This window comes from Streptomyces tritici, assembly GCF_048500665.1.
GTDB classification, from domain to species: Bacteria; Actinomycetota; Actinomycetes; order Streptomycetales; family Streptomycetaceae; genus Streptomyces; species Streptomyces tritici.
On sequence record NZ_CP183183.1, the window covers coordinates 4,962,906 to 4,987,848 of the forward strand.

Here is a 24,943-nt window from a genome sequence, read left to right on the forward strand (position 1 = left end):
CAACATCTGCACAGCGTTGCGGCACTAGGGTGATTAGACCGTTTCGTGTTTGATTTGCGGTATATATCTGCCTAACGTGCGAAAACGCTTGAACACTTTCGTTCTGGCAATGTCTCCGAAGGGGAAGACGTGAACAAGGCGCAGCTCGTAGAAGCGATCGCTGACAAGTTGGGCGGTCGCCAGCAGGCCGCCGACGCCGTCGACCACGTGCTCGACGCCATCGTGCGTGCCGTGGTGAACGGTGACCGGGTCTCGGTCACCGGCTTCGGCTCGTTCGAGAAGGTGGACCGCCCGGCCCGCTACGCCCGCAACCCGCAGACGGGTGAGCGGGTGCGGGTCAAGAAGACCTCCGTGCCCCGCTTCCGGGCCGGTCAGGGCTTCAAGGACCTGGTCAGCGGCTCGAAGAAGCTCCCCAAGGGCGGCGAGGTCTCCGTCAAGAAGGCCCCCAAGGGCAGCCTGACCGGCGGCGCTTCCGCCACCGTCAAGAAGGCCGCGGCGAAGAAGGCCACCACGGCCAAGAAGGCCGCCGCCAAGAAGACCACCGCCAAGAAGACGACGGCGGCCAAGACCACGGCGGCGAAGAAGACCACCGCCGCGGCCAAGAAGACCACCGCGAAGAAGACCACGGCCGCCGCCAAGAAGGCCGCCCCGGCGAAGAAGACCACCGCCGCGGCCAAGAAGACCACGGCCAAGAAGACCGCCCCGGCCAAGAAGGCCACGGCGAAGAAGGCGCCTGCCAAGAAGACCACGGCGCGCAAGACCGCCGCGAAGAAGACCGCCGCCAAGAAGTAGGCGGCACCGCGGCACAGGGCCACTCACACGCCGGGCCGGGCTCCCCCTCGGGAGCCCGGCCCGCGGCGCGTCCGCAAGAACCGCAGGTCAGAACGTCTGCAGCGTCACCAGCGTGATCCGCAGGCCGGCCCCCGCGCCCTCCGCCTCGATCCGGACCCGCTGCCCCGGGCGCAGCAGCCGCAGGCCGCCCGCCTCGAAGGCCTCGGCCCCGAACTCCACCGGGGTGCCGTCGTCGAGCAGCACGCTGCCGGTGCGGGTCTCGGGGTCGTACGTGTACGCGGTCGCCTGCATGGACGGCAGCCTAGCCGTTCGACGGCGCCCAGCGGGCCGCCGTCCGAGGACCGACACCCAGCGCCAGCGCCGCCGCCAGATCCTCGCCGGTGTCCACGTCCCGGCGTACCGAATCGACCCCCGCGAGCCGGATTTCCACCGCCCCCGACGACAAATGCCGGCGGCGCGACGCACCCCCGAAAGCGGGGCGCAATTCGAACCCGGAATCGGCCGAAAGGAAAGTCGTACCGATATCCGCGGCGTCCGCGAGAAAAGCCCGCGGGAATTCTTCGGCCACCGCCAGTACCCGGTCCAGCTCGGCCGGGCGCAGCGCCGGCAGGTCCGCGTTCAGCGTCGCCACCCGCGCACCCGGCCGCCCCCTGCGCACCTCGCGCGCCCCGTGCGCCAGCGCCGCGTTGAGCCCGGCCGCGGGGGAGTCCGGCACGATCCGCGCGCCCAGCGCCGCCAGCGCCACCGAGGCCACCGGGTCGTCCGTGACGAGCACCACATCCCGTACCCGCCCGCAGTCCAGCGCCGCGGCCACCGTGTCCTGCGCGAACGCCAGCGCCAGTCGCGGCCGCAGCCGCTCGCCGGCCGCCGCGGCGAGCCTGCTCTTCGCCCGCGCAAGGGGCTTCAGGGGCACGACCAGGGACCAGCCCCCGTCCGGATCGCTGTTCATCGCCGCCCATTCTGTCGCGGCGGCGCCACGACCCGGAGGGCCGGGCTTCCGACCGGGGCGTACGGTGTTCTCGACAGACCAGGAGCATGGGGCGACACTTGACCCCCTGCACGCCAGTCCCAGAGGAAGGTGTCCGAGTGTCCCGCCGCAGAATCGGCTTCTGGTACCGCCTGGCGGCGGTCATCGCAAAACCGCCGCTGGTGGTTCTGTTCAAGCGGGACTGGCGCGGAACGGAACACATCCCCGCGGACGGCGGATTCATCACCGCGGTGAACCACAACTCGTACCTGGACCCGCTCTCCTACGCGCACTACCAGTACAACACGGGCCGCGTCCCGCGCTTCCTGGCCAAGGCCGCCCTCTTCAAGGGCTCGTTCGTCGGCATGATGCTGCGCAACACCGGCCAGATCCCCGTGTACCGCGAGACCACCAACGCCCTCGACGCCTTCCGCGCCGCCGTCGACGCCATCGAGCGCGGTGAGTGCGTCGCCTTCTATCCCGAGGGCACCCTCACCCGCGACCCCGACATGTGGCCCATGGCCGGCAAGACGGGCGCCGCCCGCGTCGCGCTGATGACGAAGGTCCCGGTGATCCCGGTCGCGCAGTGGGGCGCCAACCTGGCGATGCCGCCGTACGCCAAGGAGAACAAGCTCAGCCTGTTCCCCCGCAAGACGCTGATCGTGCAGGCCGGACCCCCGGTCGACCTCTCCCGGTTCTACGACAAGGAACCCACGCCCGAGGTCCTGCGCGAGGCGACCGAGGTCATCATGGCCGCGATCACCGCGCTCCTGGAGGAGGTCCGCGGCGAGAAGGCGCCCGCGACCCCGTACGACCACCGTCAGGCCCGGCTGGAACAGCGGCGCAAGGCCGCAGGAGAGGGAAGCAAGTGACTCGTCCCGTCAAGGCCGCGGTCTTCGGCACGGGCTCGTGGGGCACCGCCTTCGGCATGGTCCTCGCCGACGCCGGCTGCGAGGTGGTCCTCTGGGGCCGTCGCGCCGAACTCGCCGAGGCGGTCAACACCACCCGGACCAACCCGGACTACCTGCCCGGCGTCGAACTCCCGGCCAACCTGCGGGCCACCACCGACCCCGCCGAGGCCGCCCGCGACGCCGACTTCACCGTCCTCGCCGTCCCCTCGCAGACCCTGCGCGCCAACCTCGCCGACTGGGCGCCGAAACTGGCCCCGGACACCGTCCTCGTCTCCCTGATGAAGGGCATCGAACTCGGCACCGCCAAGCGGATGAGCGAGGTCATCACCGAGGTCGCGGACGTGCCCGTCGGACGGGTCGCCGTCCTCACCGGCCCCAACCTGGCCAAGGAGATCGCCGCCCGGCAGCCCGCCGCCTCGGTCGTCGCCTGCGCCGACGAGTCCGTCGCCGAACGGCTCCAGTCCGCCTGCATGACCCCGTACTTCCGCCCGTACACCAACACCGACGTCGTCGGCTGCGAACTCGGCGGCGCCGTGAAGAACGTCATCGGCCTCGCCGTCGGCATCGCCGACGGCATGGGCCTGGGCGACAACTCCAAGGCCACGCTCATCACCCGCGGCCTCGCCGAGACCACCCGGCTCGGCCTCGCCATGGGCGCCGACCCGCTGACCTTCGCCGGACTCGCCGGCCTCGGCGACCTCGTCGCCACCTGCTCCTCGCCGCTCTCCCGCAACCACACCTTCGGCACCAACCTGGGCCGCGGGATGAGCCTGGAGGAGACGATCGCGGTCACCAAGCAGACCGCCGAGGGCGTCAAGTCCTGCGAGTCCGTGCTCGATCTGGCCCGCCGGCACGGCGTCGACATGCCGATCACCGAGACGGTCGTCTCGATCGTGCACGAGGGCAAGCCGCCGGTGGTCGGGCTCAAGGAGCTCATGTCCCGCAGCGCCAAGGCCGAACGCCGCTGATCAGGTACGTCCACGGGGACGAGGGACGGTTCTCGGCCACAGGAGACTCTCGTTGTAGTCTCATCGCGATATGAGCGAGAACAGCCAGAGCCCCCGCAAGCCGCGCGTGGCCGTCGTCTTCGGCGGCCGCAGCTCGGAGCACGCCATCTCCGTCGTCACCGCAGGCGCCGTCCTGAGCGCGATCGACCGGGACAAGTACGACGTGCTGCCCATCGGCATCACCACGGACGGGCGCTGGGCGCTGACCGCCGACGCCCCGGAGCGGATGGCCATCGCCGACCGCAAGCTGCCCAGCGTCGCGGAACTCGCCGAGTCCGAGACCGGCGGCGTCGTCCTGCCCGTCGACCCGGCCGACCGCGAGGTCGTCCTCACCGAGCCCGGCACCGTGCCGAAGGCGCTCGGCGAGGTCGACGTGGTCTTCCCGATGCTGCACGGCCCGTACGGCGAGGACGGCACCCTGCAGGGCCTCCTGGAGCTCTCCGGCGTCCCGTACGTCGGCGCGGGCGTGCTCGCCTCCGCCGTCGGCCAGGACAAGGAGTACATGAAGCGCGTCTTCGTCTCCTTCGGCCTGCCGGTCGGCCCGTACGTCGTGGTCCGCCCGCGCGAGTGGGAGCAGAACGCGGCGGCGGCCCGCAAGAAGATCGTCGAGTTCGCCGCCGACCACGGCTGGCCGCTCTTCGTGAAGCCGGCCCGCGGCGGCTCGTCCGTCGGCATCACCAAGGTCGACGGACTCGACGGCCTCGACGAGGCGATCGAGGAGGCCCGCCGCTACGACCCGAAGATCATCGTCGAGTCGCTGATCCGCGGCCGCGAGATCGAGTGCGGCGTCCTGGAGTTCGAGGACGGCCCGCGGGCCAGCGTGCCCGCCGAGATCCCGCCGGTCACCGACCACGACTTCTACGACTTCGAGGCCAAGTACATCGACTCGGCCTCCGGCATCGTCCCCGCCCCGATCGGCGACGAGGCCACCGCCGAGGTCCAGCGCCTCGCCGTCGCCGCGTACGAGGCCGTGTCCTGCGAGGGCCTGGTCCGCGCGGACTTCTTCCTCACCGAGGACGGCGAGTTCGTCATCAACGAGATCAACACGATGCCCGGCTTCACGCCGATCTCCATGTACCCGCGCATGTGGCAGGAGAGCGGCGTCTCCTACCCGGAGCTCGTCGACCGGCTCATCCAGGCGGCGCTGACCCGCTCCACCGGGCTGCGCTAGAGCCGGGGACCGCCCGGCCGGGGCCGGCCGGGCGGGGCCCACGGGGGGATTCAGAGGCTCTTCGGGACCGTCCGGGCGACCGGGTCCGCCAGACCGATCAGCGGGCCCGAGTCATGGGCGAAGCGCTTGTCCAGCGTCACCTCGACGTACGCCTTCCGGTACGTCGTGGTGAAGCGGGGCCCGCCGGACTCCTGGACCTCCAGCATCCAGCCGACCCCGTTCACGTCCACGCCCTGCGCCTGGGGATCGCTCATCTTTTCGGGCCGCGGGACCCCGCAGCGCAGTACGATCGCCCCGTCCCCCCAGGCCGCGGTCAGGTCCGACTCCGGTTCCGCTCCGCTCCGGTCGAAACCCGACAGAGTCCGCGGAAGCGCGTCGTGCAGCGCACGGCAGTAGGCGGCCTCCTCGGCCGCCGGGCTGGGAACCGGGACCGACGCCGTCGCGTCCGTCGGGGAACATCCCGCGACGGCGAGCAGCACCGCGGCGACGGCGGGCAGCGCGGCGACGGGCAGACCGAAGGGCCGGTGGGAAGTCATCACCGGCCAAGGGTAGACGGGGGCTACAGATGCACGATCGGACAGGTGAGGGTGCGGGTGATCCCCTCCACCTGCTGGACCTTGGCCACCACCATCCGGCCGAGCTCGTCGACCGTGTCCGCCTGTGCGCGGACGATCACGTCGTACGGACCCGTCACGTCCTCGGCCTGGATCACCCCCGGGATCTGGGAGATGGCTTCGGCGACCAGCGACGCCTTGCCCACCTCGGTCTGGATGAGGATGTACGCCTGTACCACGGAACCTCCAGGGCGACCGCGAGGATCGTTGCGGGGATCGTTGCTGGGAGCAGCACCCGATGTAAAGGTTCGCCACGGTACCGCGTCCCCGAGCGCGGCGGGGAGACCCGCGCGGCCCCGGCGGCCCGCGGTGTGACGTACGCACGACAGAAGTTGACGGTCAACACGACCGTACCCACGGCAGTGACGGCTCGCGACCGCAACCGCGACCCCGACGCGGGCCGGGCGGGGACGAGCACGACGACACGAGGTGAGACGCGGTGAAGGGCACAGTCGGCGAGCTGGGGGAGTTCGGGCTCATCAAGGAGCTCACCTCCCGGCTCACCGCCACCCCGGCGGTACGGATCGGACCGGGGGACGACGCGGCCGTCGTCTCCGCGCCCGACCGGCGCGTGGTGGCCAGCACGGACATCCTGCTCGAAGGACGTCACTTCCGCCGCGACTGGTCGACGGCGTACGACGTCGGCCGCAAGGCCGCCGCGCAGAACCTCGCCGACATCGCCGCCATGGGCGCGGTGCCGACGGCGCTGCTGCTCGGGCTCGTCGTCCCGGCCGAACTCCCGGTGACCTGGCCGGTGGAGCTCATGGACGGGCTGCGCGACGAGTGCCAGGTCGCGGGCGCGGCGGTGGTCGGCGGCGACGTCGTCCGCGGCGACACCATCACGGTGTCCATCACCGCCCTCGGCGACCTGCGCAACCACGAGCCCGTCACCCGGGGCGGCGCCCAGCCCGGCGACGTCGTCGCGTACACCGGCTGGCTCGGCTGGTCCGCCGCCGGGTACGCGGTGCTCTCCCGCGGCTTCCGCTCCCCGCGGGCCTTCGTCGAGGCCCACCGGCGGCCCGAGCCGCCGTACCACGCCGGGCCCGCCGCGGCCGGGCTCGGGGCGACCGCCATGTGCGACGTCAGCGACGGGCTCATCGCCGACCTCGGGCACATCGCCGAGGCCAGCAAGGTCCGCATCGACCTGCGGTCCGGGCTCATCGACATCCCGACCCAGATGAACGACATCGGCCAGGCCGTCGGCGTCGACCCGCTGCAGTGGGTGCTGACCGGGGGAGAGGACCACGCCATCGTCGCCACCTTCCCGCCCGACGTGAAGCTGCCGGCGCGCTGGAAGGTGATCGGCGAGGTGCTCAACCCCTCCGCGCTGCCGCAGGTGACCGTGGACGGGGCGCCGTGGCACACGAAGGGCGGCTGGGACCACTTCGGGGAGACCGAGTGACTCCCCCCTCGGTGCTGACCGTCGCCGGATCCGACTCCGGCGGCGGGGCCGGCATCCAGGCCGACCTCAAGACCATGCTCGCCCTCGGCGTCCACGGCATGAGCGTGATCACCGCCGTCACCGCCCAGAACTCCCGGGGCGTCCACGGCGTCTGGGAGCTTCCAGAGGAGGCCGTACGGGCCCAGTACCGGGCCGTCGTGGACGACATCGGCGTCCGGGCGGTCAAGACCGGCATGCTCGCCACCGCGGCGCTGGTGGAGACGGTCGCCGGACTGCTCGCCGGGACGCCCGGGACGCCCGTGGTCGTGGACCCGGTCGGCGTCTCCAAGCACGGGGACCCGCTGCTCGCCGCCTCCGCCCTGGAGTCCGTACGCACGCGGCTGCTGCCGCTGGCCACCGTCGCCACGCCCAACCTGGACGAGGTGACGCAGCTCACGGGCGTGGTGGTCGAGGACGAGGACGGGATGCGGCGGGCCGCCGACGCGATCCTCGCGTACGGGCCGCGCTGGGCACTGATCAAGGGCGGGCATCTGCCCGGGGGCGCCGCGGAGGTCGTGGACCTGCTCACCGACGGCACCGAGGAGCACTGGCTGCGCGCCCCCCGGTACGACAACCGGCACACCCACGGGACGGGCTGCACGCTCGCCTCGGCGGTCGCGGCCGGGCTCGCGAAGGGCCTGCCGGTGCCCCGGGCCGTGGAGGAGGCGAAGGCGTACGTGACGGGCGCGATCGCCGCCGGATTCGCGCTCGGGAGCGGGATCGGGCCGGTCGACCACGGCTGGACCCGGCGTTCCTGAACGTTCCTGGAGGTCCCCGAAGGTCCTTGAACGTCTCCGGGCATGGCGAAAGGCCGGTTCACCGAGGTGAACCGGCCTTCAAGGCAACCGCAGGGGCTGCGCTACGACGAAACGTCGGCGTTAGCGCGAGACCTTGCCGGCCTTGATGCACGAGGTGCAGACGTTGAGCCGCTTCGGCGTCCGACCGACCACGGCACGCACGCGCTGGATGTTCGGGTTCCAGCGACGGGACGTGCGGCGGTGCGAGTGCGAAATGTTGTTGCCGAAGCCCGGCCCCTTGCCGCAGACGTCGCAGTTGGCAGCCACGGGTCACTCCAAAGACTTCAGATTTACAGTGAAATCCGGCGCACCGGAATCGGATCAGTGATCTGAAGTGGCTTGCCGGGGGAATGGCCCGACTGTGCCGGGCAACCGAAGCAGCATACAACGGCTGCTCCCGTGCAACGAAACTACCATGTCGTCCCCGGGCCCCGCCCCCGGCCTCCGCGACAGCCGGGTCTACCCTGCGGTGCAGCCCGCCGCCGCCCCAGGCCACCCAGCAGGAGGATCACCAGGTGCCGCAGACCGCGCAGACCCTCGACGCCGCAGCGGTCCGCAGCTGGTGCTCCCTGTCACTGGCGGCGCTCGGGCGCGAGCGCGAGGCGATCGACGCGATCAACGTCTATCCGGTGGCGGACGGGGACACGGGCACCAACCTGTACCTGACCGTCGAGTCCGCGGCCCGCGCCCTGGACGCGGCGTTCGCCGGGGACGCGGCGCCGGACCTGCCGGAGGCCGTCCGCGCCATGGCGCACGGCGCGCTCATCGGGGCGCGGGGGAACTCCGGGACCATCCTGTCGCAGCTCCTGCGCGGGATGGCGGCCGTGCTGGCCGCCGGACGTGACGGAGATCATCTCGCCCGGGCGCTGACCCGCGCGGCCGACGCGGCCCGCGAGGCGGTCGCGCATCCCGTCGAGGGCACGATCCTCAGCGTGGCCGCGGCCGCGGCCGGCGCGTGCGCGCAGGGCGGGGACCTCGTGACGGTGGCCAGGAGGGCGTACGAGGGGGCACGCGCGGCCCTGGAGGCGACGCCCGGACAACTGGCCGTACTGGAGCGGGCCGGCGTCGTGGACGCCGGAGGACGCGGTCTGGTCATGGTGCTCGGCGCCCTCGTCGAGGCGGTGTCCGGCGAGGCGCAGCCGCCGCTCGCGGCGGCGGGACGGCCGGCCGTGGGCGTGGAGGCCGGGGCCGGTGACTCCGCCGTCGGGGAGAGCTGCGCCGTCGAGGGCGGGCCCGCCTTCGAGGTGATCTACCTCCTGGAGGCCGAGGACGCGGCGGTCGCCCGGCTGCGGGCCCGGCTGGACGCGCTCGGCGAGTCCCTGGTCGTCGTCGGCGGCGACGGGCTCTGGAACGTGCACGTCCACGTGGACGACGCGGGGGCCGCGGTCGAGGCGGGCGTGGAGGCGGGACGCCCGTACCGGATCCGGATCACGCACTTCGCGGCCGGCGGCGCGGCGCGGCCCGAACTGGTCCAGCGGGCGGTGGTGGCCGTGCTGCCGGGCGAAGGGCTGGCCGAGCTGTGCCGCGAGGCCGGGGCGACGACGGTGCTGGCCAGGTCCGGGGAGCCGCCGGCGAGCTGCGACCTCGTCGAGGCGATCCGGCGGGCGCACGCGCGGGAGGTCGTCCTGCTGCCCAACGACGCCGACCTGCGGCCGACGGCCGCCGCGGCCGCCGCGCAGGTCCGCGGCGAGGGCGTCCGGGTCGCGCTCATCCCGACACGGGCCGCGGTGCAGGGCATCGCGGCGCTCGCCGTCCACGAGCCGGACCGGCGCTTCGACGAGGACGTCGTCGCGATGACGGCGGCGGCCGGTGCGACGCGGTACGCCGAACTCGCCGTCGCCGAACGGCAGTCGTTCACCTCGGCGGGCGTCTGCCAGGCCGGGGACGTGCTGGGGCTGATCGAGGGGGACGTCGCGGTCATCGGGGCGGAGGTGGGCGCCACCGCGGTGAACGTGCTGGACCGGATGCTGTCGGCCGGCGGGGAACTCGTGACGCTCGTCGTGGGCGAGGGCGCGCCGGAGTCGTTGGCCTCCGACCTGGAGGCCCATGTGCGGCGCGGCTACCTGGCCGTCGACACGGTCGTCTACCACGCGGGGGCCGGGGCGCCGCCGTTGTCCATCGGGGTCGAGTAGGGCGCACGTGGGGCTCCGGTCCGTGAGCGGCCGCGCCTCCCTGGGTTCTTGTCGGTGCCGTGGTGTGCAATGGAGCCGTGCCTGCGCTCGACGAACCCCTGAAGAAGGTCCTCGGTCCTCCCACCGCCAAGGTCATGGCCGAGGCTCTCGACCTGCACACGGTGGGCGATCTGCTGCACCACTACCCGAGGCGCTATGCCGAGCGGGGTGAGCTGACCGCCCTGTCCGACCTGCCCCTCGACGAGCACGTGACCGTGGTCGCCCAGGTCGCCGACGCCCGGGTGCACACCTTCAACTCGGCCAAGGGGCGCGGGCAGCGGCTGGAGGTGACGATCACCGACGGCAGCGGGCGGCTGCAGCTCGTCTTCTTCGGGAAGGGCGTCCACAAGCCCCACAAGGACCTGCTGCCGGGGACGCGGGCCATGTTCGCCGGCAAGGTGTCCCTGTTCAACCGCCGGCTCCAGCTCGCCCACCCCGCCTACGAACTGCTGCGGGGGGACGGCGAGGAGGCCGTGGACGCCTGGGCCGGGGCGCTGATCCCCATCTACCCGGCGACCACCAAGCTGGAGTCGTGGAAGATCGCCAAGGCCGTGGACGCCGCTCTGCCGAGCGCGGTGGAGGCCGTCGATCCGCTGCCCCCCGCGCTGCGGGAGGGGCGGGGGCTGACGTCGTTGGCCGACGCGCTGCGGAAGGTCCACCGGCCCCGGACCAAGGCGGACATCGAGGAGGCCCGGGAGCGGCTGAAGTGGGACGAGGCGTTCGTGCTGCAGGTCGCGCTGGCGCGGCGGCGGCACGCGGACGGGCAGCTGCCGGCCGTGGCGCGGCGGCCCGTGGCGGGCGGGCTGCTCGACGCCTTCGACGCCAAGCTGCCGTTCACCCTGACCGAGGGCCAGCAGCGGGTCTCCCGGGAGATCTTCGACGACCTCGCCGCCGAACACCCGATGCACCGGCTGCTGCAGGGAGAGGTCGGCAGCGGCAAGACCATGGTCGCCCTGCGGGCCATGCTCGCCGTGGTCGACGCCGGGGGGCAGGCCGCGATGCTGGCCCCGACCGAGGTGCTGGCCCAGCAGCACCACCGGTCCGTCACCGAGATGATGGGCGAGCTGGCCGAGGGCGGGATGCTCGGGGGCGCGGACCACGCGACGAAGGTCGTGCTGCTGACCGGGTCCATGGGCGCCGCCGCCCGGCGGCAGGCGCTGCTGGACCTGGTGACCGGTGAGGCCGGGATCGTGATCGGGACCCATGCGCTCATCGAGGACAAGGTGCAGTTCCACGACCTGGGTCTGGTGGTGGTGGACGAGCAGCACCGGTTCGGGGTCGAACAGCGGGACGCGCTGCGGGGGAAGGGCAAGCAGCCGCCGCACCTTCTCGTGATGACGGCGACTCCCATTCCGCGGACCGTGGCCATGACCGTTTTCGGCGATCTCGAGACGTCCGTGCTCGATCAGCTGCCGGCCGGACGGTCGCCCATCGCCAGCCATGTGGTTCCCGCGGCCGACAAGCCGCACTTCCTCGCGCGGGCCTGGGAGCGGGTGCGGGAGGAGGTCGAGGGCGGCCACCAGGCGTACGTGGTGTGCCCGCGGATCGGCGACGAGGAGGAGCCGAAGCGGAAGTCCGCCGAGGACGAGGCCGAGAAGCGGCCCGCGCTGGCCGTCCTCGACGTGGCCGAGCAGCTGGCCCGCGGGCCGCTGGCCGGGCTGCGCATCGAGGTGCTGCACGGGCGGATGCACCCCGACGACAAGGACGCCGTGATGCGGCGGTTCGCGGCCGGGGACGTCGACGTGCTCGTCGCCACGACGGTGATCGAGGTGGGCGTGAACGTGCCCAACGCCACCGCCATGGTGATCATGGACGCCGACCGGTTCGGCGTCTCGCAGCTCCACCAGCTCCGGGGCCGCGTCGGGCGTGGATCCGCGGCCGGGCTGTGTCTGCTGGTGAGCGAGATGCCCGAGGCCACTCCGGCGCGCCGGCGGCTGAACGCGGTCGCCGCCACTCTGGACGGCTTCGAGCTCTCCCGGATCGACCTGGAGCAGCGCCGCGAGGGCGACGTCCTCGGGCAGGCCCAGTCCGGGGCCCGGTCCAGCCTGCGGATGCTGGCCGTGATCGACGACGAGGAGGTCATCGCGGCCGCGCGGGAGGAGGCCACCGCGATCGTCGAGGCGGATCCGGAGCTCGCCCGGCACCCCGAGCTGAAGGTCGCGCTGGACGCGCTGCTGGACGAGGAGCGGGAGGAGTACCTCGACAAGGGGTGACCTCGTCCTATCGTGGAGGCACAGACCGCCGCGAAGGACAGGACCCCCAGATGACCCGCGTGATCGCCGGCTCCGCCGGCGGACGCCGCCTCGCCGTGCCGCCGGGCAACGGCACCCGCCCCACTTCCGACCGCGCGCGCGAGGGGCTGTTCTCCACGTGGGAGTCGTTCCTGGGCAGCCTCCAGGGGGTGCGGGTCGCCGATCTGTACGCCGGCTCCGGCGCGGTGGGCCTGGAGGCCCTGTCGCGGGGCGCCTCGCACGCCCTGCTGGTGGAGGCCGACCAGCGCGCCGTGCGCACCGTGCGGGAGAACGTGCGGGCGCTGGGGCTGCCGGGGGCCGACGTACGGGCCGGGAAGGCCGAGCAGGTCGTGACCGGGGCGCCGGGGGAGCCGTACGACCTGGTCTTCCTGGACCCGCCGTACGCCGTCTCGGACGACGATCTTCGGGAGATACTCCTCACACTCCGCTCGGGGGGCTGGCTCACGGGCGACGCCCTCGTCACCGTGGAGCGCAGCACCAGAGGCGGGGAGTTCCTCTGGCCGGCCGGCTTCGAGCCGCTGCGGTCCCGTCGCTACGGCGAGGGAACGTTTTGGTACGGTCGCGCCGCCGCCACGTGCGAAGACGCACCATGACCGGACCGGAGAGCGAGGGACCCACGTTGCGCCGCGCCGTTTGTCCGGGGTCGTTCGACCCCATCACCAACGGACATCTCGACATCATCGCCCGCGCCTCCAAGCTGTACGACGAGGTGTACGTCGCCGTGATGATCAACCAGTCCAAGAAGGGACTGTTCACGGTCGACGAGCGGATCGAACTGATCCGCGAGGTGACCGCCGACTTCGGCAACGTCCGGGTGGAGGCCTTCCACGGACTGCTCGTCGACTTCTGCAAGCAGCGCGACATCCCCGCGATCGTCAAGGGCCTGCGCGCGGTGAGCGACTTCGACTACGAGCTGCAGATGGCCCAGATGAACAACGGGCTCTCGGGCGTCGAGACCCTGTTCGTGCCGACCAACCCGACGTACAGCTTCCTGTCGTCGTCCCTGGTCAAGGAGGTCGCGGCCTGGGGCGGGGACGTCGCCCACCTGGTGCCGCCGGCCGTCCTGTCTCGGCTCACCGAGCGGCTGGCCGAGCGGCGCACCCAGGAGTGACCGTGCGCCACGGCCGCTGACGGTCCGTCACCCGGTGTCGGAGCGGCGGCGACTGCCCTTACAGTCGTCCCGTCCGTCTCCAACCGGCTGTACAGAATGGCGAGCACCAGGTGGACGTGCAGAAGAAGCTCGACGAGATCGTCTCGGCGGTCAAGAACGCCCGCTCCATGCCCATGTCGGCGTCCTGCGTGGTCAACCGCGCCGAACTGCTCGCCATGCTGGAGGACGTGCGGCAGGCCCTGCCCGGCTCCCTCGCGCAGGCGCAGGAGGTCCTCGGCGACAGCGCGCAGATGGTCGAGCGGGCCCGCCAGGAGGCCGAGCGGATCATCGAGGCGGCCCACGCCGAGCGCGGCTCGCTCGTCTCCGACACCCAGATCGCCCGGCAGTCCCAGGACGAGGCCGACCGGATCCTCGCCGAGGCCCGCCGCGAGGCCGAGGAGATCCGCTCCGAGGCCGACGACTACGTCGACTCCAAGCTCGCCAACTTCGAGGTCGTGCTCAACAAGACCATCGGCTCCGTCGACCGCGGCCGCGAGAAGCTGCTCGGCCGCGGCCCCGGCCTCGACGAGCACGGCTACGCCGACGAGGACGCCCCCGAGTACAGCTCCGACCCGCAGACGCTGATCCACCGGGCGGACGAGTACGTGGACGCCAAGCTGGCCGCGTTCGAGGCGGTGCTCAGCAAGACCCTGGAGGCCGTCGGCCGCGGCCGGCAGAAGCTGCACGGCCGGATCGCCACCGACGCGCTGGGCGAGCACATGGCCGCCCAGGACGCCGCGGGCAACCCCGTGCACACGAGCGACGCCGACTATCTGTCGCAGCTCGCCGCGCTGGCCGACCCGGAGCCCGCGGCGCAGGCCCGGCCCGAGCCGGCGCCGGCCCCGATCCCCGCCCAGGCGGACCCGTACGCGTACCAGCAGCAGTACGGCTACCAGCAGGACCCCTACGCGTACCAGCAGCAGGGCGCCGACCCGTACGCCGTGACGGGCTCCCCCGAAGCGGCCTACGCGTACGACGCGCAGCAGGAGCAGTACTACCAGCAGCCGCAGCAGCACCAGCCGCCGCAGCACCAGCAGCAGCCCGCGGCACTCGACGAGACCAGCTTCTTCGACACGAGCATGATCGACCTGGAGCAGCTGCGCCGCTACGAGCAGGGGCACTGAGCCCGGATTGGGCCCTGAGCGAAGCGTCCAGTATCCTGGCTCTTCGGTCGCGCGTATGCCCGCGATCCGCGCTGCCCGCTTCGTCTCCTTAATCGAACGCGGCAGCCCCCACGAACCGAAAGCAGGAAGAGCCCTGAGCACGCGCCTCGACCACCGCAACCCCCTCGTGTTCGACACGCACGAGCTGGGGCGGCGTCCTGGTGCCCTGCAGCGGCTCTCCCGCACCGTCGAGGCGCCCCGTGAGCTGGGCATCGCCGACGTCATCGGTGTGCCCGAGGGCACGCCCGTGGAACTGGAGCTCCGCCTGGAGTCGGTCATGGAAGGGGTGCTCGTCACAGGCACCGCCCGTGCATCGGCCGAGGGGGAGTGCGTAAGGTGTCTGGAGCCCGTCGGGATGGACCTCGACGTGGACTTCCAGGAGATGTTCTCGTACCCCGACTCCGACGACCGGGGCCGCTCCAAGGCGGCCGCGGACGACGAAGCCGAGGACGACGAGGGCATGATCCCCCTCGAGGACGGCATGTTCGACCTCGAGCCCGTGCTGCGTGATGCGGTGGTGCTCGCACTGCCGATGCAGCCGGTGTGCCGGGAGGACTGTGAGGGTCTGTGTTCCGAGTGCGGAATCAACCTGAACGACAACCCGGACCACCACCACGACGCCGTCGACATCCGTTGGGCGGCACTGCAGGGACTCGCCGGTTCGCTGGGAACCGGTGAGAAGGACAACATGAGCGGCGCCGAAGCGGGCGTCGACGAGAAGCAGGAGAAGTAGCCGTGGCTGTTCCGAAGCGGAAGATGTCGCGCAGCAACACGCGCCACCGCCGGTCGCAGTGGAAGGCTGCGGTCCCCACCCTGGTTTCGTGTGAGCGTTGCCAGGAGCCGAAGCAGCAGCACATCGCGTGCCCGAGCTGCGGCACCTACAACAAGCGCCAGGTCCTCTCGGTCTGAGTGGCTGGTGAGAGGCACGATGTCTGATTCCGACAAGACGGACAACGCCTCGTCCCACACGCTTCTGGAAGGGCGGCTCGGGTATCAGCTCGAGTCCGCCCTTCTGGTGCGTGCGCTGACCCACCGCTCCTACGCGTACGAGAACGGCGGCCTGCCCACCAACGAGCGGCTGGAGTTCCTCGGGGACTCCGTGCTGGGCCTGGTGGTCACGGACACGCTGTACCGGACCCACCCCGACCTGCCGGAGGGCCAGCTGGCCAAGCTGCGGGCCGCGGTGGTCAACTCGCGTGCGCTGGCGGAGGTCGGCCGCGGCCTCGAGCTCGGTTCCTTCATCCGGCTCGGCCGGGGCGAAGAGGGCACCGGAGGCCGGGACAAGGCATCCATCCTCGCCGACACCCTCGAAGCGGTGATCGGCGCGGTCTATCTCGACCAGGGCCTCGACGCGGCGTCCGAGCTGGTGCACCGGCTCTTCGACCCGCTGATCGAGAAGTCCTCGAACCTCGGCGCCGGCCTGGACTGGAAGACCAGCCTCCAGGAACTCACCGCGTCCGAGGGTCTCGGCGTTCCGGAGTACCTCGTCAGCGAGGAGGGTCCGGACCACGAGAAGACCTTCACTGCTGCCGCCCGCGTCGGTGGTGTCTCGTACGGCACCGGCACCGGCCGCAGCAAGAAGGAAGCGGAGCAGCAGGCCGCCGAGTCGGCCTGGACGGCCATCAAGGCCGCCGCGACCGAGCGGGAGGCGGCGGCGAAGGCCGCGGCCGAGACCGCCGGGCCGGAGCAGGACGGCGGGGCGCCGAAGCCCGCCGGCCTTCCCACGGCCTGATCCTTCGAACCACCCCGCCCGCCCCTTCCGAGGGGCGGGCGGAGTCGTTTCCGGGGCGTGGCGGCGCGGCGGTAGGCTGCGGGCATCCGCCCCCTGACGAGGAGTTCCCGTGCCCGAGCTGCCCGAGGTCGAGGTCGTCCGCCGGGGGCTGGAGCGCTGGACCGCCGGACGGACCGTCGCCGAGGTCGAGGTCCTGCACCCGCGCGCGGTGCGCCGGCACCCCGCGGGCGGCGCGGACTTCGCGGCGCGGCTGACCGGGCACCGCTTCGGGACGGCGATGCGGCGGGGCAAGTACCTGTGGATCCCGCTGGCGGACACGGACGCGTCCGTGCTGGGGCACCTCGGCATGAGCGGCCAGCTCCTCGTGCAGCCGCACGACGCCCCCGACGAGAAGCACCTGCGGATCAGGGTCCGCTTCGACGACGCGGACGGGACCGAGCTGCGCTTCGTCGACCAGCGCACCTTCGGCGGGCTCTCGCTGCACGACAACACCCCGGACGGGCTGCCGGACGTCATCGCGCACATCGCCCGCGACCCGCTCGACCCGGCCTTCGACGACGCCGCGTTCCAGGCCGCGCTGCGCCTGCGCCGCACCACGATCAAGCGGGCGCTGCTCGACCAGTCGCTGATCAGCGGGGTCGGCAACATCTACGCGGACGAGGCGCTGTGGCGGTCCCGGCTGCACTACGACCGTCCCACCGCGACCCTCACCCGCCCCCGCTCCGCCGAGCTCCTCGGCCACGTGCGGGACGTGATGAACGCGGCCCTCGCCGCCGGCGGCACCAGCTTCGACAGCCTCTACGTCAACGTGAACGGCGAGTCCGGCTACTTCGACCGGTCCCTGGACGCGTACGGACGCGAGGACGAGCCCTGCCGCCGGTGCGGCACGCCGATGCGCCGCCGCCCCTGGATGAACCGCTCCAGCTACTTCTGCCCCCGCTGCCAGCGCCCCCCGCGCCTCTAGCGGCTCCCGTCGTACCGCTCCCGTGCCGCCAGCACCTCGGGCATCCGGCCCTCCACCAGGGCGATCAGCTCCACGAGCCGCGCGGCGACGGATTCCCCGAGCGGGGTCAGCCGGTAGTCGACCCGCGGCGGGTTGACCGGCTGCGCCTCCCGGTGCACCAGCCCGTCCCGCTCCAGCGCGTGCAGCGTCTGGGCGAGCATCTTCTCGCTCACCCCGTCGACCCGCCGGCGCAGCTCGTTGAACCGGAACGACCCCGCGTGCAGCGCGGCGAGGGTCAGCGTCCCCCACCGTCCGGTGGCGTGCTCCAACGTCTCCCGCGAAGCACACCCGCGCGCGAACACGTCAAAGGCGAGGCTCTCCGTCATACCTCCAGCTTACGCACGCACAGCGCTCACCGGAGGAGAGCGCTGTGCGGGCCGGATCAGTGCCGGATCAGTAACCGAAGTCCTGGGTCCACCAGGGGCCGCCGGGGGCGAAGTGGACGCCTACGCCGAGGCGGGTGTAGTCGCAGTTCAGGATGTTGGCGCGGTGGCCGTCGCTGTTCATCCAGGCGGCCATCACCGCGGCGGCGTCGGCCTGGCCGCGGGCGATGTTCTCGCCGCCGAGGTCCGCGACGCCCGCCTGTTCGGCGCGGGCCCAGGGGGTGTCGCCGTCCGGGTCGGTGTGGTCGAAGAAGCCGCGGTTCGCCATGTCGGCGCTGAACGCGCCGGCCAGGCGGGCGAGCGAGGGGCTCGTACGGATCGCCTGGCAGCCGACCTTGGCCCGCTCGGCGTTGACCAGGCGGACCACCTCGGCCTCGGCGGCCACGTCGCGGGCGGTCTGCGCGGGGACGGTGACCCGCGGGGCGGGCGTGCGCGTCTCCTCGGTCCTGCGCGGCTCGGGCGTCGCCGTGCGCTCCGGCTTCGGGGCCGCCTGCTTCGTGGGCGTGGCCGACGGGGACGGCTTCGCGGTCTTCGTCGGGCTCGGCTTCGGCTTCGGCTTCGGCGCGGGCGAGGTGGTGCGCGGGGCCTGGGGCGTCGCGGTCCGCGTGGGCGTGGCGCTCGCCCCGCCCTGCTGCGTCACCAGCTCCGCCAGCTTCCGCTCCTGCGCCAGCGACGTCCGCTCCGGCCCGCCCGTGTCGACGGCGTCGCCGCCGCCCGGCAGCCAACCCGAGGCGACCGCCGCCGCGCCCACCGCCATCGCGGCGGAGACGCCGAGCAGCCCGGTGCGCACGGGCAGGGCCCCGCGCTTCCGTCGATGGCGTCCCATGTGCTCCGCCTCCCTCTTTCCGACCGCTCGTGATCGTTTCGTGTGCGACTGTCAATTCGACACGCCCGAACGGGTGTGTCCCATTGCGTCGGGACTGTACGCGAAGACGCGCGGGGGCGGAGTGCTCCGTGTGCAATTGGCCGGTTAGCGTGCAGCCATGAACGAACATGTACGCCTCACCGCCTGGGTGCGCGGCCGAGTACAGGGAGTGGGCTTCCGATGGTTCACCAGGGCAAACGCCCTGGAGATCGGCGACCTGGTCGGCTTCGCCCTCAACCTCGACGACGGCCGCGTGCAGGTCGTCGCCGAGGGCCCGAGTGAGAATTGCCACCGTCTGCTCGACTGGCTGCGGTCCGGCGACACGCCCGGCCGCGTCGACGGCGTCACCGAGATATGGGGCACCCCGCGCGGTGGCTACGACGGCTTCGCCGTGCGCTGACGGCCCCCTCCCGCGTACTCCGCCCGGCGGCTCCCCACGGCCCCCGGGCGGGAATGTGTGCCTCCCCGTGCGCCGGGTCCGTGCGCCCCGCGGGACGGAAAGGCCCTGGTGATTGCCGAGAAGCACTTGTCACGGCGCGTCCGGCGAGGAAGGATGATCTCCACGCCCCCCGGGTGCCGAGTTGCGAGGCGCCGCCGCATGGACAATGCGGCCGCTGCCCCCCGGCCGCCCGCCGATACGGGGTGTGATCGTGTTGACCGTCAAACTTTTTGGTGAGACCCTGGAAGCCCCGCGCACCCTAGCTGTTTGGCAGTAGGAACCGGCACGACAAGAAGTACTGCCGAGCACCGCGGGTGCGAAATCCCTCACGACCCACACCACATCGGTCGGTCACTCAGTGTGGAGGACCATCCATCATGGCAAAGGCGCTTCTCGGTTACGTCGGCGGCTCCGACCCGCGACTCCTCGCCGAGATGCGACGGCTCCAGCAGCGCGTCCAGGACCTCGAGTCCGAGCTCGTACGGATCCAGTCCGAGAACGACGCGCTCAACGCCGCCGCGGCTCAGCTCGACCTCGACGTACCCAAGGCGGAGCCTGCGCTCACCTGACGAATCAGCTGCCCCTGCGGGGCGCAGGTGAGAAACACTCACGCTCACTGCAACGCTAGATATGCAAGGGACGCTTCGGCGTCCCTTCTTTCTTGCCCGCAGTCGTCGAAGCGGCCCCCTCGCCCCCGTTCACCGGGCGTTCGCCCGGGCTTACCGACTGATCTGCCCTGCACCTTCATGGGTGAAACGCGAAAACGGTGGTGCGGCGCGCCAGTGCCTCCCTGGAAGGGTGGTGGTGGGCGACGGGTGGGCGGGTAGAGTCCGACGGCGTGCACCTCAAGGCCCTGACCCTCCGCGGGTTCAAGTCGTTCGCCTCGGCCACCACGCTGAGGTTCGAACCCGGGATCACGTGCGTCGTCGGGCCCAACGGCTCCGGCAAGTCCAACGTCGTGGACGCACTGTCCTGGGTCATGGGCGAACAGGGCGCGAAGTCGCTGCGCGGCGGCAAGATGGAGGACGTCATCTTCGCCGGCACGACCGGCCGCCCGCCCCTCGGCCGCGCCGAGGTCTCGCTGACGATCGACAACTCCGACGGCGCGCTGCCCATCGACTACGCCGAGGTCACGATCACCCGGATCATGTTCCGGGGCGGCAGCAGCGAGTACCAGATCAACGGCGACACCTGCCGGCTGCTCGACATCCAGGACCTGCTCTCCGACTCCGGCATCGGCCGCGAGATGCACGTCATCGTCGGCCAGGGCCAGCTCGACTCCGTGCTGCACGCCGACCCCACCGGCCGGCGCGCCTTCATCGAGGAGGCCGCCGGCGTCCTCAAGCACCGCAAGCGCAAGGAGAAGGCGCTGCGGAAACTGGACGCGATGCAGGCCAACCTCGCCCGCGTCCAGGACCTCACCGACGAGCTGCGCCGCCAGCTCAAGCCGCTGGGCCGGCAGGCCGCCGTCGCCCGCCGCGCCGCCGTCATCCAGGCCGACCTGCGCGACGCCCGGCTCCGGCTGCTCGCCGACGACCTCGTACGGCTCCGGGAGGCGCTGCGCGCCGAGGTCGCCGACGAGGCGGCGCTGCTCGCCCGCAAGCAGAGCGTCGAGGCGGAGCTGAAGGCGGCCCAGGCCCGCGAGGCCGGGCTGGAGGACGAGGTACGGCGGCTCGCGCCGCGCCTCCAGCGCGCCCAGCAGACCTGGTACGAGCTCTCCCGGCTCGCCGAACGGGTCCGCGGCACCGTCTCCCTGGCCGACGCCCGGGTCAAGAGCGCCACCGACCGGCCCGTGGAGGAGCGCCGGGGCCGCGACCCCGAGGACATGGAGCGCGAGGCCGCCCGCATCCGCGAGCAGGAGGCCGAGCTGGAGGCCGCCCTGGAGGCGGCGGAACGGGCCCTGGAGGACACCGTCGCCCACCGCGCCGAACTGGAGCGCGAACTCGCCGTCGAGGAACGCCGCCTCAAGGACGCGGCCCGGGCCATCGCCGACCGCCGCGAGGGCCTGGCCCGGCTGCACGGACAGGTCAACGCCGCGCGCTCGCGCGCCGCCGCCGCGCAGGCCGAGATCGACCGGCTGGCCGCCGCCCGCGACGAGGCCGCGGAGCGCGCCGCCGCCGCCCAGGAGGAGTACGAGCAGCTGAAGGCGGAGGTCGACGGCCTCGACGCGGACGACTCCGAGCTGGCCGAACGCCACGAGACCGCACGGGCCGCGCTCGCCGACGCGGAGGCCGCGCTGAGCGCCGCCCGCGAGGCGGCCACCGCCGCCGAACGCCGCCGGGCCGCCACCCAGGCCCGGCACGAGGCCCTCGCCCTCGGCCTGCGCCGCAAGGACGGCACGGGCGCGCTGCTCGCCGCCCGCGACACCCTGACCGGCCTGCTCGGCCCCGCCGCCGAACTCCTCACCGTCACCCCCGGCCACGAGGTCGCCGTCGCCGCGGCCCTCGGCGCGGCCGCCGACGCCGTCGCCGTCGCGGACCCCCGCGCCGCCGCCGAGGCCCTCCGCCTCCTGCGCAAGCAGGACGCGGGCCGCGCCGCGCTGCTGGTGACGGGCGCCCAGGGGCCGCAGGAGCCGGACGCCGGGGACGACCGCCCGGAGGGCCGCTTCGCGCCGGTCTCCCGTTACGTCCAGGGGCCCGCCGAACTGCTCGGATCCGTACGGCGGTTGCTCGACGGGATCGTGGTCGTCGGCACCCTGGAGGAGGCCGAGGACCTGGTGTACGCGCACCCGCGGCTGACCGCCGTCACCGCCGAGGGCGACCTGCTCGGCGCGCACTTCGCCCAGGGCGGCTCCGCGGGCGCGCCGAGTCTCCTCGAAGTGCAGGCGTCCGTGGACGAGGCCGCGGCCGAACTGGACGAGCTGGCCGTGCGCTGCGCGGAACTGGCCGAGGCGCAGCAGGCCGCGGCCGAGACCCGCCGCGCCGCCGCCGCGCTCGTCGACGACCTGGGGGAGCGGCGCCGCGCCGCCGACCGGGAGAAGTCCGCCGTCGCCCAGCGCCTGGGCCGGCTCGCCGGCCAGGCCCGCGGGGCGGCCGGCGAGGCCGAGCGGGCCGCCGCCGCGGCCGCCCGCGCCCAGGAGGCCCTGGACAAGGCCCTGGTGGACGCCGAGGAACTCACCGAGCGGCTGCTCGTCGCGGAGGAGTCCCCGGCCGAGGAGGAGCCCGACACCTCCGTGCGCGACCGGCTCGCCGCCGACGGCGCCAACGCCCGCCAGACCGAGATGGAGGCCCGCCTCCAGGTCCGGACCCACGAGGAGCGAGTCAAGGGCCTCGCCGGCCGGGCCGACTCCCTCGACCGCGCCGCCCGCGCCGAGCGCGAGGCCCGGGCCCGCGCCGCCCAGCGCCGCGCCCGGCTCCGCCACGAGGCGGAGGTCGCGGCGGCCGTCGCCGCCGGCGCCCGTACGCTCCTGGCCCATGTCGAGGTCTCCCTCGTCCGCGCCGAACGGGAGCGCGAGCTCGCCGAGGCCGCCAAGGCCGCCCGCGAGCAGGGCCTGACGCAGGCCCGCGCCGAGGGGCGCGAGCTGAAGGCCGAACTGGACAAGCTCACCGACTCCGTCCACCGGGGCGAGGTCCTCGGCGCGGAGAAGCGGCTGCGGATCGAGCAGCTGGAGGCCAAGGCCCTGGAGGAGTTCGGCGTCGAGCCGGCGGGCCTGGTCGCCGAGTACGGCCCCGACCAGCCCGTGCCGCCCTCCCCGCCCGCCGAGGGCGAGGAGCTTCCTGAGGACCCGGAGCACCCGCGCAACCAGCCCCGTGCCTTCGTCCGCGCCGAGCAGGAGAAGCGCCTCAAGGCCGCCGAACGGGCGTACCAGCAGCTCGGAAAGGTGAATCCGCTCGCCCTGGAGGAGTTCGCGGCGCTGGAGGAACGGCACCAGTTCCTCTCCGAGCAGCTCGAAGACCTGAAGAAGACCCGAACGGACCTCCTTCAGGTCGTGAAGGAGGTCGACGAGCGCGTCGAGCAGGTCTTCACCGAGGCGTACCGGGACACGGCCCGCGAGTTCGAGGGCGTCTTCTCCCGGCTGTTCCCCGGCGGCGAGGGCCGGCTCGTCCTCACCGACCCCGACAACATGCTCACCACCGGCGTCGACGTGGAGGCCCGCCCGCCGGGCAAGAAGGTCAAGCGGCTGTCACTGCTGTCCGGCGGCGAGCGCTCGCTGACCGCGGTGGCGCTGCTCGTGTCCATCTTCAAGGCCCGGCCCAGCCCGTTCTACGTGATGGACGAGGTCGAGGCGGCGCTCGACGACACCAACCTCCAGCGGCTCATCCGGATCATGCAGGAGCTCCAGGAGTCCTCGCAGCTCATCGTGATCACGCACCAGAAGCGGACGATGGAGGTCGCGGACGCGCTGTACGGCGTGTCCATGCAGGGCGACGGCGTCTCGAAGGTCATCAGCCAGCGGCTCCGCTGAGCCCGGCGTCACCCCCTCTTACTTCAAGAGTTGAACATCAACCCCACACGTTCACTCCAGGCCACCTTCTGACCCCCCTCTTGACTTCGAAACTTGAAGGCATAGTCTCTGCAACGTTGCTTTTACCTTCAAGTGGTGGGTGGCCCCGAGTTGTGCGCCACTGGAAGGTACGCCCCCCACCCCGGGCGACCCCCGCCCGGGCCCCCAGGAGAGTCCCACGTGACCAGCACCGCGAAGGCGCCGACGCCGCCGCCCTCCAAGGGCCGAGCGGCCCACCCTGACCACCTCGGACACGTCATCTTCATCACCGCCTCGGCGGCGATGGGCGGCTTCCTCTTCGGGTACGACAGCTCCGTCATCAACGGCGCCGTCGAGGCCATCCGCGACCGGTACGCCATCGGCTCCGGCACCCTCGCGCAGGTCATCGCCATCGCCCTGATCGGCTGCGCCGTGGGCGCCGCGACCGCCGGCCGGATCGCCGACCGCATCGGCCGCATCCGCTGCATGCAGATCGCCGCCGTGCTGTTCTCCGTCAGCGCCGTCGGCTCCGCGCTGCCCTTCGCACTCTGGGACCTGGCCCTGTGGCGGATCGTCGGCGGCTTCGCCATCGGCATGGCCTCGGTGATCGGCCCCGCGTACATCGCCGAGGTCGCCCCCGCCGCCTACCGCGGCCGGCTCGGCTCCTTCCAGCAGGCCGCCATCGTCATCGGCATCGCCGTCTCCCAGCTCGTCAACTACGGCATCCTGCAGCTCGCCGACGGCGAGCAGCGCGGCGAGATCGGCGGCCTGGAGGCCTGGCAGTGGATGCTCGGCGTCATGGTGGTGCCCGCCCTGCTGTACGGGCTGCTCTCCTTCGCCATCCCCGAGTCGCCGCGTTTCCTGATCTCCGTCGGGAAGATCGACCGCGCCAAGACCGTGCTCGCCGAGGTCGAGGGCCACGGCGTCGACCTCGATCACCGCGTCGCCGAGATCCAGCTGGCGATGCGCAGCGAGCACAAGTCCACCTTCAAGGACCTGCTCGTCGCCGGCAGCCGCTCCCGGCTGCTGCCCATCGTCTGGGTCGGCATCGGCCTGTCGGTCTTTCAGCAGCTCGTCGGCATCAACGTCGCCTTCTACTACTCCGCGACGCTCTGGCAGTCCGTCGGCATCGACCCGTCGAGCTCGTTCCTCTACTCGTTCACCACGTCGATCATCAACATCGTCGGCACCGTGATCGCGATGGTCCTGGTCGACCGGGTCGGCCGCAAGCCGCTCGCCCTCGTCGGCTCCGCCGGCATGGCGATCGCGCTCGCCTTCGAGGCCTGGGCCTTCTCCGCCGACCTCGTCGACGGCAAGCTGCCCACCACCGAGGGCGTCGTCGCCCTCGTCGCGGCCCACGTCTTCGTGCTCTTCTTCGCCCTGTCCTGGGGCGTGGTCGTCTGGGTCTTCCTCGGCGAGATGTTCCCCAACCGGATCCGCGCCGCCGCCCTCGGCGTCGCCGCCTCCGCCCAGTGGATCGCCAACTGGGCCATCACCGCCAGCTTCCCGTCCCTCGCGGACTGGAACCTCTCGGGCACCTACGTCATCTACACGGTCTTCGCCGTGCTCTCGATCCCCTTCGTGCTGCGGTACGTCAAGGAGACGAAGGGCAAGGCGTTGGAGGAGATGGGCTAAAACCCCGCTGCCCCTCTCCTCTTCCTG

The 24,943-nt window shown here is 72.4% G+C and carries 26 protein-coding genes; 19 read left to right on the forward strand and 7 right to left on the reverse strand.

Going from position 1 to position 24,943, the window contains the following annotated elements:
• Nucleotides 1–129 precede the first annotated feature (129 nt).
• The gene (locus ACNJ93_RS23150) at nt 130–792 is read left to right on the forward strand and encodes an HU family DNA-binding protein (RefSeq protein ID WP_418959342.1); all 663 of its coding nucleotides are present in this window, start codon (nt 130–132) and stop codon (nt 790–792) included.
• 87 nt (nt 793–879) lie between these two features.
• Here ACNJ93_RS23150 and ACNJ93_RS23155 read toward each other — a convergent pair whose 3' ends face one another.
• Both ACNJ93_RS23155 and cofC read right to left on the reverse strand, forming a co-directional pair.
• The gene (locus ACNJ93_RS23155) at nt 880–1,083 is read right to left on the reverse strand and encodes a hypothetical protein (RefSeq protein ID WP_418959343.1); all 204 of its coding nucleotides are present in this window, start codon (nt 1,081–1,083) and stop codon (nt 880–882) included.
• 10 nt (nt 1,084–1,093) lie between these two features.
• Nucleotides 1,094–1,741, reverse strand: a complete 648-nt coding sequence (cofC, locus tag ACNJ93_RS23160) for a 2-phospho-L-lactate guanylyltransferase (protein ID WP_418959344.1) — start codon at nt 1,739–1,741, stop codon at nt 1,094–1,096.
• A gap of 137 nt (nt 1,742–1,878) precedes the next feature.
• Between cofC and ACNJ93_RS23165 the strand changes: the two genes are divergently transcribed.
• The 3 genes from ACNJ93_RS23165 (at nt 1,879) to ACNJ93_RS23175 (ending at nt 4,848) form a co-directional block, all read left to right on the forward strand.
• Nucleotides 1,879–2,631, forward strand: coding sequence for a lysophospholipid acyltransferase family protein (locus ACNJ93_RS23165; RefSeq protein ID WP_418959345.1), 753 nt, complete (start codon nt 1,879–1,881; stop codon nt 2,629–2,631).
• Nucleotides 2,628–3,638 (forward strand): NAD(P)H-dependent glycerol-3-phosphate dehydrogenase, encoded by a 1,011-nt coding sequence (locus tag ACNJ93_RS23170; RefSeq protein ID WP_418959346.1) that lies wholly within the window; start codon nt 2,628–2,630, stop codon nt 3,636–3,638. The genes ACNJ93_RS23165 and ACNJ93_RS23170 overlap by 4 nt, the downstream gene beginning before the upstream one ends.
• A gap of 70 nt (nt 3,639–3,708) precedes the next feature.
• Nucleotides 3,709–4,848: a D-alanine--D-alanine ligase family protein gene (locus ACNJ93_RS23175; RefSeq protein ID WP_418959347.1), complete on the forward strand. Its 1,140-nt coding sequence runs from the start codon at nt 3,709–3,711 to the stop codon at nt 4,846–4,848.
• 50 nt (nt 4,849–4,898) lie between these two features.
• Here the strand turns inward: ACNJ93_RS23175 and ACNJ93_RS23180 are convergent, their stop codons facing one another.
• Both ACNJ93_RS23180 and ACNJ93_RS23185 read right to left on the reverse strand, forming a co-directional pair.
• Nucleotides 4,899–5,384, reverse strand: a complete 486-nt coding sequence (locus tag ACNJ93_RS23180) for a DUF3515 domain-containing protein (RefSeq protein ID WP_418961498.1) — start codon at nt 5,382–5,384, stop codon at nt 4,899–4,901.
• A 23-nt stretch (nt 5,385–5,407) separates the two neighbouring features.
• Nucleotides 5,408–5,641 carry an Lrp/AsnC family transcriptional regulator gene (locus ACNJ93_RS23185; protein ID WP_418959348.1) on the reverse strand — a complete coding sequence of 78 codons (234 nt, stop codon included), beginning with the start codon at nt 5,639–5,641 and terminating at the stop codon, nt 5,408–5,410.
• A gap of 260 nt (nt 5,642–5,901) precedes the next feature.
• Between ACNJ93_RS23185 and ACNJ93_RS23190 the strand changes: the two genes are divergently transcribed.
• Nucleotides 5,902–6,864, forward strand: coding sequence for a thiamine-phosphate kinase (locus tag ACNJ93_RS23190; RefSeq protein WP_418959349.1), 963 nt, complete (start codon nt 5,902–5,904; stop codon nt 6,862–6,864).
• The gene (gene thiD / locus ACNJ93_RS23195; RefSeq protein WP_418959350.1) at nt 6,861–7,661 is read left to right on the forward strand and encodes a bifunctional hydroxymethylpyrimidine kinase/phosphomethylpyrimidine kinase; all 801 of its coding nucleotides are present in this window, start codon (nt 6,861–6,863) and stop codon (nt 7,659–7,661) included. Before ACNJ93_RS23190 ends, thiD begins: the two co-directional genes overlap by 4 nt.
• Before the next feature lie 120 nt (nt 7,662–7,781).
• Here thiD and rpmB read toward each other — a convergent pair whose 3' ends face one another.
• Complete coding sequence (rpmB, locus tag ACNJ93_RS23200) at nt 7,782–7,967, reverse strand: 50S ribosomal protein L28 (RefSeq protein WP_003957616.1); 186 nt, start codon at nt 7,965–7,967, stop codon at nt 7,782–7,784.
• A 248-nt stretch (nt 7,968–8,215) separates the two neighbouring features.
• On the opposite strand from rpmB, the gene ACNJ93_RS23205 reads away from it, so the two are divergent.
• The 9 genes from ACNJ93_RS23205 to mutM all read left to right on the forward strand — a co-directional run bounded on the left by ACNJ93_RS23205 (nt 8,216) and on the right by mutM (nt 17,132).
• Nucleotides 8,216–9,832: a DAK2 domain-containing protein gene (locus tag ACNJ93_RS23205; RefSeq protein WP_418959351.1), complete on the forward strand. Its 1,617-nt coding sequence runs from the start codon at nt 8,216–8,218 to the stop codon at nt 9,830–9,832.
• Between the two features lie 134 nt (nt 9,833–9,966).
• On the forward strand, nt 9,967–12,084 hold the full coding sequence (gene recG / locus ACNJ93_RS23210) for an ATP-dependent DNA helicase RecG (RefSeq protein ID WP_418961499.1): 2,118 nt from the start codon (nt 9,967–9,969) through the stop codon (nt 12,082–12,084).
• Nucleotides 12,085–12,134: 50 nt separating this feature from the next.
• Entirely contained in the window at nt 12,135–12,716 is a 582-nt protein-coding gene (rsmD, locus tag ACNJ93_RS23215; RefSeq protein ID WP_418959352.1) for a 16S rRNA (guanine(966)-N(2))-methyltransferase RsmD, read from the forward strand.
• A 26-nt stretch (nt 12,717–12,742) separates the two neighbouring features.
• Entirely contained in the window at nt 12,743–13,234 is a 492-nt protein-coding gene (coaD, locus tag ACNJ93_RS23220; protein ID WP_418961500.1) for a pantetheine-phosphate adenylyltransferase, read from the forward strand.
• 110 nt (nt 13,235–13,344) lie between these two features.
• Nucleotides 13,345–14,397: a cell division initiation protein gene (locus ACNJ93_RS23225; protein WP_418959353.1), complete on the forward strand. Its 1,053-nt coding sequence runs from the start codon at nt 13,345–13,347 to the stop codon at nt 14,395–14,397.
• A gap of 55 nt (nt 14,398–14,452) precedes the next feature.
• Nucleotides 14,453–15,169: a YceD family protein gene (locus ACNJ93_RS23230; protein ID WP_418959354.1), complete on the forward strand. Its 717-nt coding sequence runs from the start codon at nt 14,453–14,455 to the stop codon at nt 15,167–15,169.
• Between the two features lie 2 nt (nt 15,170–15,171).
• A complete protein-coding gene (gene rpmF / locus ACNJ93_RS23235) occupies nt 15,172–15,345 on the forward strand; it encodes a 50S ribosomal protein L32 (protein WP_030496967.1) in 174 nt (57 codons plus the stop codon).
• Between the two features lie 19 nt (nt 15,346–15,364).
• Nucleotides 15,365–16,168, forward strand: a complete 804-nt coding sequence (rnc, locus tag ACNJ93_RS23240) for a ribonuclease III (RefSeq protein ID WP_418959355.1) — start codon at nt 15,365–15,367, stop codon at nt 16,166–16,168.
• Between the two features lie 109 nt (nt 16,169–16,277).
• Nucleotides 16,278–17,132, forward strand: coding sequence for a bifunctional DNA-formamidopyrimidine glycosylase/DNA-(apurinic or apyrimidinic site) lyase (gene mutM / locus ACNJ93_RS23245; protein WP_418959356.1), 855 nt, complete (start codon nt 16,278–16,280; stop codon nt 17,130–17,132).
• Here the strand turns inward: mutM and ACNJ93_RS23250 are convergent.
• Nucleotides 17,129–17,497 carry a winged helix-turn-helix transcriptional regulator gene (locus ACNJ93_RS23250; RefSeq protein WP_418959357.1) on the reverse strand — a complete coding sequence of 123 codons (369 nt, stop codon included), beginning with the start codon at nt 17,495–17,497 and terminating at the stop codon, nt 17,129–17,131. The genes mutM and ACNJ93_RS23250 overlap by 4 nt on opposite strands.
• Before the next feature lie 67 nt (nt 17,498–17,564).
• Nucleotides 17,565–18,380, reverse strand: coding sequence for a CAP domain-containing protein (locus ACNJ93_RS23255; protein WP_418959358.1), 816 nt, complete (start codon nt 18,378–18,380; stop codon nt 17,565–17,567).
• 157 nt (nt 18,381–18,537) lie between these two features.
• On the opposite strand from ACNJ93_RS23255, the gene ACNJ93_RS23260 reads away from it, so the two are divergent.
• From ACNJ93_RS23260 to ACNJ93_RS23275, 4 genes are all read left to right on the forward strand, one after another.
• A complete protein-coding gene (locus ACNJ93_RS23260) occupies nt 18,538–18,819 on the forward strand; it encodes an acylphosphatase (protein ID WP_418959359.1) in 282 nt (93 codons plus the stop codon).
• 416 nt (nt 18,820–19,235) lie between these two features.
• The gene (locus ACNJ93_RS23265; RefSeq protein WP_318102871.1) at nt 19,236–19,427 is read left to right on the forward strand and encodes a hypothetical protein; all 192 of its coding nucleotides are present in this window, start codon (nt 19,236–19,238) and stop codon (nt 19,425–19,427) included.
• A 269-nt stretch (nt 19,428–19,696) separates the two neighbouring features.
• Entirely contained in the window at nt 19,697–23,263 is a 3,567-nt protein-coding gene (smc, locus tag ACNJ93_RS23270) for a chromosome segregation protein SMC (RefSeq protein ID WP_418959360.1), read from the forward strand.
• Nucleotides 23,264–23,482: 219 nt separating this feature from the next.
• Complete coding sequence (locus ACNJ93_RS23275; protein WP_418959361.1) at nt 23,483–24,916, forward strand: sugar porter family MFS transporter; 1,434 nt, start codon at nt 23,483–23,485, stop codon at nt 24,914–24,916.
• Nucleotides 24,917–24,943: the final 27 nt, after the last annotated feature.

Excerpts from the sequence above, each read along its gene's own strand:
- ACNJ93_RS23155 (WP_418959343.1), bottom strand. The coding sequence starts at position 1,083 with ATGCAGGCGACCGCGTACACGTACGACCCCGAGACCCGCACCGGCAGC.
- cofC (WP_418959344.1), bottom strand. The coding sequence starts at position 1,741 with ATGAACAGCGATCCGGACGGGGGCTGGTCCCTGGTCGTGCCCCTGAAG.
- ACNJ93_RS23175 (WP_418959347.1), top strand. The coding sequence starts at position 3,709 with ATGAGCGAGAACAGCCAGAGCCCCCGCAAGCCGCGCGTGGCCGTCGTC.
- ACNJ93_RS23180 (WP_418961498.1), bottom strand. The coding sequence starts at position 5,384 with ATGACTTCCCACCGGCCCTTCGGTCTGCCCGTCGCCGCGCTGCCCGCC.
- recG (WP_418961499.1), top strand. The coding sequence starts at position 9,967 with ATGGCCGAGGCTCTCGACCTGCACACGGTGGGCGATCTGCTGCACCAC.
- rsmD (WP_418959352.1), top strand. The coding sequence starts at position 12,135 with ATGACCCGCGTGATCGCCGGCTCCGCCGGCGGACGCCGCCTCGCCGTG.
- ACNJ93_RS23230 (WP_418959354.1), top strand. The coding sequence starts at position 14,453 with ATGCCCGCGATCCGCGCTGCCCGCTTCGTCTCCTTAATCGAACGCGGC.
- rnc (WP_418959355.1), top strand. The coding sequence starts at position 15,365 with ATGTCTGATTCCGACAAGACGGACAACGCCTCGTCCCACACGCTTCTG.
- ACNJ93_RS23250 (WP_418959357.1), bottom strand. The coding sequence starts at position 17,497 with ATGACGGAGAGCCTCGCCTTTGACGTGTTCGCGCGCGGGTGTGCTTCG.
- ACNJ93_RS23255 (WP_418959358.1), bottom strand. The coding sequence starts at position 18,380 with ATGGGACGCCATCGACGGAAGCGCGGGGCCCTGCCCGTGCGCACCGGG.
- ACNJ93_RS23260 (WP_418959359.1), top strand. The coding sequence starts at position 18,538 with ATGAACGAACATGTACGCCTCACCGCCTGGGTGCGCGGCCGAGTACAG.
- ACNJ93_RS23265 (WP_318102871.1), top strand. The coding sequence starts at position 19,236 with ATGGCAAAGGCGCTTCTCGGTTACGTCGGCGGCTCCGACCCGCGACTC.